Annotated in this window: 5 protein-coding genes and 1 pseudogene; all 6 read right to left on the minus strand. The window is 42.2% G+C overall.

The annotated features are described in order from the left end of the window. Window positions 1-237, minus strand: a 237-nt coding sequence (locus AC0QT4_RS08425) for a transglycosylase SLT domain-containing protein (protein ID WP_473201234.1), incomplete at its 3' end; no start/stop codon positions are given. Further along, window positions 234-2267: a glycine zipper family protein gene (locus AC0QT4_RS08430; RefSeq protein WP_473201235.1), complete on the minus strand. Its 2034-nt coding sequence runs from the start codon at window positions 2265-2267 to the stop codon at window positions 234-236. The genes AC0QT4_RS08430 and AC0QT4_RS08425, both read right to left, overlap by 4 nt. Continuing rightward, the gene (locus AC0QT4_RS08435) at window positions 2268-3641 is read right to left on the minus strand and encodes a hypothetical protein (protein ID WP_473201236.1); all 1374 of its coding nucleotides are present in this window, start codon (window positions 3639-3641) and stop codon (window positions 2268-2270) included. It abuts the gene before it with no gap. Between the two features lie 36 nt (window positions 3642-3677). Then, a complete protein-coding gene (locus tag AC0QT4_RS08440; protein WP_473201237.1) occupies window positions 3678-4601 on the minus strand; it encodes a hypothetical protein in 924 nt (307 codons plus the stop codon). Further along, complete coding sequence (locus AC0QT4_RS08445) at window positions 4591-5028, minus strand: hypothetical protein (RefSeq protein ID WP_473201238.1); 438 nt, start codon at window positions 5026-5028, stop codon at window positions 4591-4593. The genes AC0QT4_RS08440 and AC0QT4_RS08445 overlap by 11 nt, the downstream gene beginning before the upstream one ends. Continuing rightward, a pseudogene (locus tag AC0QT4_RS08450) lies at window positions 5028-5421 on the minus strand (hypothetical protein); the annotation flags it as partial. The pseudogene AC0QT4_RS08450 and the gene AC0QT4_RS08445, both read right to left, overlap by 1 nt.

Consider the following 5421-nt stretch of genomic DNA (forward strand, 5'->3'; position numbering starts at 1 on the left):
AAGCCTGCCCATGGCATCAGCTGCTTGTACTGGATCAAACCTATCCTGCAAGCCATATTGCTTGGCTGTGCTGTCTATAAATTGATACAGACCACCAGCAGAGGACCGCGGGTTCCTTGCATTCGGATTCCCACCACTTTCAATCTGTGCAACACGATACAAATAACGCTCAGGCAAGCCATAACGCGCCGCCGTCTGCCGTATCGCCTGATCGATAGGAGAACTATAGCGGGTCATTTCGCATACTCTATTGAAGCACTAGGACCTAATCCTTTTGCTAGACCTCTAGAAATAACTTGTACCATTTCATCTGTTAATACTCCCGCTTTATGCCATTTCAAAGCACTTTGAATCAGTTTAGCAATTTCCTCTGGTGCCATCTTTTCAACTCCAAAAGTTGCTAATTTCGCTATACCACGCTCTATCTCCTGCCTTGCCTGAAAAATTTCTTGTGAATTAGGATGATGCACCATATTCCGTACGACTCTATAAGCTTGAACAGGCCAAGTGAAAGGGTTAGAAAAATCAGTGCCATCAAAAAGAGAAAATTCAGGAGTCCCTGTAAATTCATCAAAGCCCTTCTGTGCTGCATCAGAATAGAACTTCTCCTGATCTACAGCCTTCTTAAAAGTATCAAACCGATGAGGTTTCATGATCCTTTTAAGGTTCTCAGATGCAGCCTGCTGTTCTAAAAGCTTTATGAGTGCATTAACACCCCCATCGTTTCCATATAATATACTGCCTAATTTATTTCTCACCCCCATACGATAGGCATTCTTTGTATGATAAGCATTCTTTTTATCTCTCAATATGCCTTTAATAATATTTTCTCTGACTTCATCCCTCACTTCACTCTTTTCAAGCCTGTTCTCAAGAGCCTGCTTGCCTTTATCAAAGCTCTCTGCAAAGACTTTGTATTTCTCAGCACTTGCACGTGCTGTTTTATACGTAGGTGAAATTTCGTCTGTTATTCCTACCAAAGCTTCTTTAATCGATTGATATTTAGAAGCCTTTCGCATCTCACCAAAATTCTTATGCTTTTGAATCAATTCATCAATAACTTTTTTGGTTTCATCAAATAATTCCATCGTAGGCTTATAGTTGATATGTTTAAAATCTTTCGAAGAAAATACCTGAGGATTTGCTTTACGCATGTCATCTGTTAAGTTTTGGGCTGCTTGATTGACAGCTTTTTTAAACGATTTCTTTTCAAAAAGCTTATCAAGAGCTGGATAATACTTCTCACCTATTGGAGTTGCCATCGCCTCTCTATAAAGATGTCCGTATGCTTTTTCCCCACTCTCTTGAAGGGCTCTTTCAAAAGTATCATTATGTTGATAAGATGCAATTTTCTCATCCATAATATCATCAAGACGTTGGACAGAACCTCCTACTCTTTTCTCATGCGCTTGTTGCACAATATTATGAACATCTTCATTCGTTTTAGACGCCTTAAACAAAGCCTGTCGTAGTTTTGGATTAATATCTGTCAAAAACACATTAGGTTCAGAACCAAGGCGCTCAGTAATATCTTTAACTTTACTATCGTAAAGATGACTAGCAACTTCTCTCAGTGCTTTATTTGGAACTTGCTGATGAACAGGATTAAAAGCTCTCTCGATAAGAGGAGAGTCCTTTACAAGATTTTTCATATAACGAGCCGCCTTAGAAATTCCCATTCCCCCTAAAGAAGCAACCGGTGCCAAAGCAGCACCACCAAGACCACCGGCTAATGCGGAGTTCACCGTATCATTGTAGCCTTCTCCTACTCCAGATCCATGCAAAGCTCCAGAACCTGCTCCTACAAGAGCTCCCTTACCCAAATTACCTAAGGTCGAACCTGCTCTCAAAAAATTTAATCCAGGAATCCCAAATGATGCTACTGTTGGTAAAATAGAACCAGCAACATAACCAAGAGAAGACATCCATGGATGAGCCTTTTCCAACGCTTTCTGGTAAGCACGCTCCTTTGCTACTCTTCTATTATAGACCTCTTCTGCTTTTTTATCACCGCTCCAATAAGCCGTAAAACCTGCTTCTTTCGCCGCTTGGATCTCATCACTATAACCTGCCGTTAAACCAGATATCCCATGGGTTCTCAATGCATCCCAAACACCAAGATCTTCATCAGCAAATGAAATATCATGTTCTGTTTGTGGTTCTTCTCCTGCCGGTTTCTCATACTCATTCTTAGGAATACGACGAATAACTCTTATACCAGGACCAAAATCAGGAAAATCTTGATGAGAATTATTATGATTAACCATTTATCTATCCTTAATAATTTCGTAACTATCATCACCATAGTGCACGATAGCTGTATCCCCAACACGAAGATTTTTAATATCTCCTGTGTCAATCGCAACGGGTAATTTATTCCCTTCTTGCTGAGTTTTAGAATCCTGCCCCGATGTAACTTTCCTCACATTCTCTTCTGTCAATTGGATGGTCTTACTCTCTAACAAAGACAACACATTTGATTTCATTTTTCTCAAAATATTATCTATTGCTTTCAACCTACGCAACAGCTCTTTGCCACCCAATCTATAATCTAGACTTCCTAAATAGCTTTGTAATATATCAAGTTCTTTTTCTGTAAGATTTCCAAGACCAGAAGCACCATTGCGTGAATACTGTCTCATGGTTTCTAAACGATCAATACCTATGCGACCTTTAATCGAATCTAGCAGTGATTTCATATCACGGTGTTCAGGGACCCCCACATACGCTTGAACAGAAGCCAAATTTCCCGTACTCCAATCAGGATCTTTTTTCACATAATCCATAAAAATCTTGATATCATCAAGCATATTACTACGAATAACTTCACTATTTTTAAGTTCTATCATTTGACGTTGACGATCCAATTCTTCTTTAGAAGAAAGACCATTGCCGTCGTTTACTTTTTGTCCCCAAAATGCATTAAGAGCAGCCTTATTTCCAGCCATAAAACGTGCTTCTTCTTCACTCATGCCCTGTGCTTTTAAATACTCGACTGTTTGGTTAACTTGTTTTCTCTCTTTATCGCCTTTATTAAGATGCTGAACACCACTTGCAAGCGCATCCCATCCTGAACCGCCTGATGGTGCTGCTGCCATACCAGCAAAAAGATCCTTCAGTTTCTCGTAAGCATCTGACTGAAAAAACTTATAAGTATTGGACTGTAAATATTTATCTAAATCTGTCGGTTCTGGAGGCGGTGTTGGAGATACGGGCGCTAATGGTTGCGTTTGGGATTGCATTTGTTCATTAACATGAGGTTTTAGTTCTTGTGGAGCATCTTCTAGTGCATTTGGCATAGGTGGATGATTACCAACACCAAGAGGCATTTCCGTTCTAGGAGCCGTATAGGGCATAAACGGTCCATATGGATTCAGCATATTCTGTAAATAGGGGTTGGATGGGGCATGTGCTTTATTTATATTAATACCCAGTATATTCTTCTCCAGACCACTCCCAATCGCCCCACCAATTACTACAGGATTCTTCAATCCTTGTTTCATTAATTGTCCCAATCTTTTCGCCCCTGTAACCATTTTTGGAGCTACTCGGGGATAAAGATATCTAAAAATATGAGGCCCATATCTTAATGCCGCCCCAGTTGCTGCCCCAGCAGCTAAGCCTAATAATGGAAATGCCATCACGCTCTCCTGTAATGCTATTAATTAATTTATCCACTATGCTGACTTATTTTTAAGAAACGGATAGAGCCAATGTGCCCCTCCTGCAAGCGCTGCTCCCGCTGGACCACCAACCATATAACCGAAAGCCATCGGTGCTGCCTGAAGTGCAAGAGAACCTATAGTCCCTGCATTTTGCCAAGGATTATTGCCTGCAAGCTTAGAAATTGTACCCTTATTCATTGTTGTGCCATAGTTTCTTGCAAAGCCATGCCCTGCATTCATCAACATGTTCAACCTATTCCAACCGCTATTGTCTTGCTCCATCCAACGTTCTCGATTGGCATCAACAAGGCGTTGATTGTAATCATCAAGAAGGGATGAGCCCTGCAACGCATTGAAATAGCTGTTGCCATAACCTTGTAAGAAGTTATTCGCTGCTCCCAACTGGTTCTGATTGTATTGGTCAATCATCGCATTGGCTTGCATCATGCGTTGCCAATCCTTATCATACTGATCTGCCATAGCACGGGCATAAACAGAGCCGCTGCCTTTCCGCAACTCATCCTTATGATCTGGCGTTCCATAGCGACCAATCCCTGAGAAATATCTGTTAATTCTACTTTCTACATCATCCAATCCTTCTTGAAGCACCTGACCAAAATACGAATTGGGCCCCATTAGACCACCAGATGCAATCAACCCAAGATTTCTTGCTGATGATGTTGGGTTTTGCACTAAATTCATCAGAGAATGATTTTGATATTGATAAGGCATGCTCCCAAGTCCTCCAATGGCTGAGGTCGTTGGAAAACTCAAAGGCGCAACACGCAGTCCCCCATAAACATTGCCACCAGCTCCCATGTTATAAAGGCGGGATGCATCCGCACTCCCCTGTCTAAAAAGGTTCGCTGCCCAAGAAGGGGGGGCACTCCTTTGTACCTGATTGGTTTTCGTTTCTTCTGGTCGCCTACTCCCCATGTTCTAATTCCTTCCTGAAGTAAATCATATCTATCCCATAACCTTGCTTGCTTAACGCCCGTCGCCAGCCTAAACGACCCAAGATCTCCATTTCACAAGCGCCATTCTCACGCGCCCAATCCTCTACAAGCATCAGATTGTCGATAAGCTCTAACCCACCACGACCGCAACAATCACAAACCAAAGCACGCTTCTTGCCCAAAACCGTCGTCTGTATTTGCGTTGTTACTGCCAATAAAAACTGATCTTCATCATCAAGCACCAGCCATAATTGTTTCTTACCACTGCAAATCTCTTCGATAAGCTGTTGCAAAGTAAGCTCGTGCTTAAATCGCTCTACATATTGACAAAAGGCTGCAATTATCTCTTCTAGATAAGGGGCTATGCGCTCCTTATCCCAACAAGAGGTAAGAAACACTTTAGCCATTAGCGTCTGCCCAAAGACCGTATATCCGCATGAAACCCCGTGATATGGCTCCAACTTACTCCCGCTGGAATGCGCAATTTAAAACGGTGATAACGATTGCGTGATCGACCATGATACGCACCTGTAACAAAGGAGCAGATCCTTTCATGATGCCATGTCATCGGTGTCTGACGGTCGCGAACACTCCGTTCCCCTATACTCAAAAGCCCCTCTAGTGTATCAACCTCGGCAAACATCTTGCTGATAAAGCTAAAGCTCCCATCAGGAGATCCCATCTCTTGCGAAACAATAACAGCTTCCATCGGGGCGCCTGTAAACACGACAAGCCTGTTTTGCGCATCAAAAGCTCCAAGAACGGGGGCTCCACTTTGCCAAATGGCACTGTCTAGAGAT

The sequence above is a fragment of the Bartonella sp. EBT8 genome (assembly GCF_055796165.1).

Coding starts and splice junctions, on each gene's coding strand:
- AC0QT4_RS08430 (WP_473201235.1), bottom strand. CDS start 2,267: ATGGTTAATCATAATAATTCTCATCAAGATTTTCCTGATTTTGGTCCT.
- AC0QT4_RS08435 (WP_473201236.1), bottom strand. CDS start 3,641: ATGGCATTTCCATTATTAGGCTTAGCTGCTGGGGCAGCAACTGGGGCG.
- AC0QT4_RS08440 (WP_473201237.1), bottom strand. CDS start 4,601: ATGGGGAGTAGGCGACCAGAAGAAACGAAAACCAATCAGGTACAAAGG.
- AC0QT4_RS08445 (WP_473201238.1), bottom strand. CDS start 5,028: ATGGCTAAAGTGTTTCTTACCTCTTGTTGGGATAAGGAGCGCATAGCC.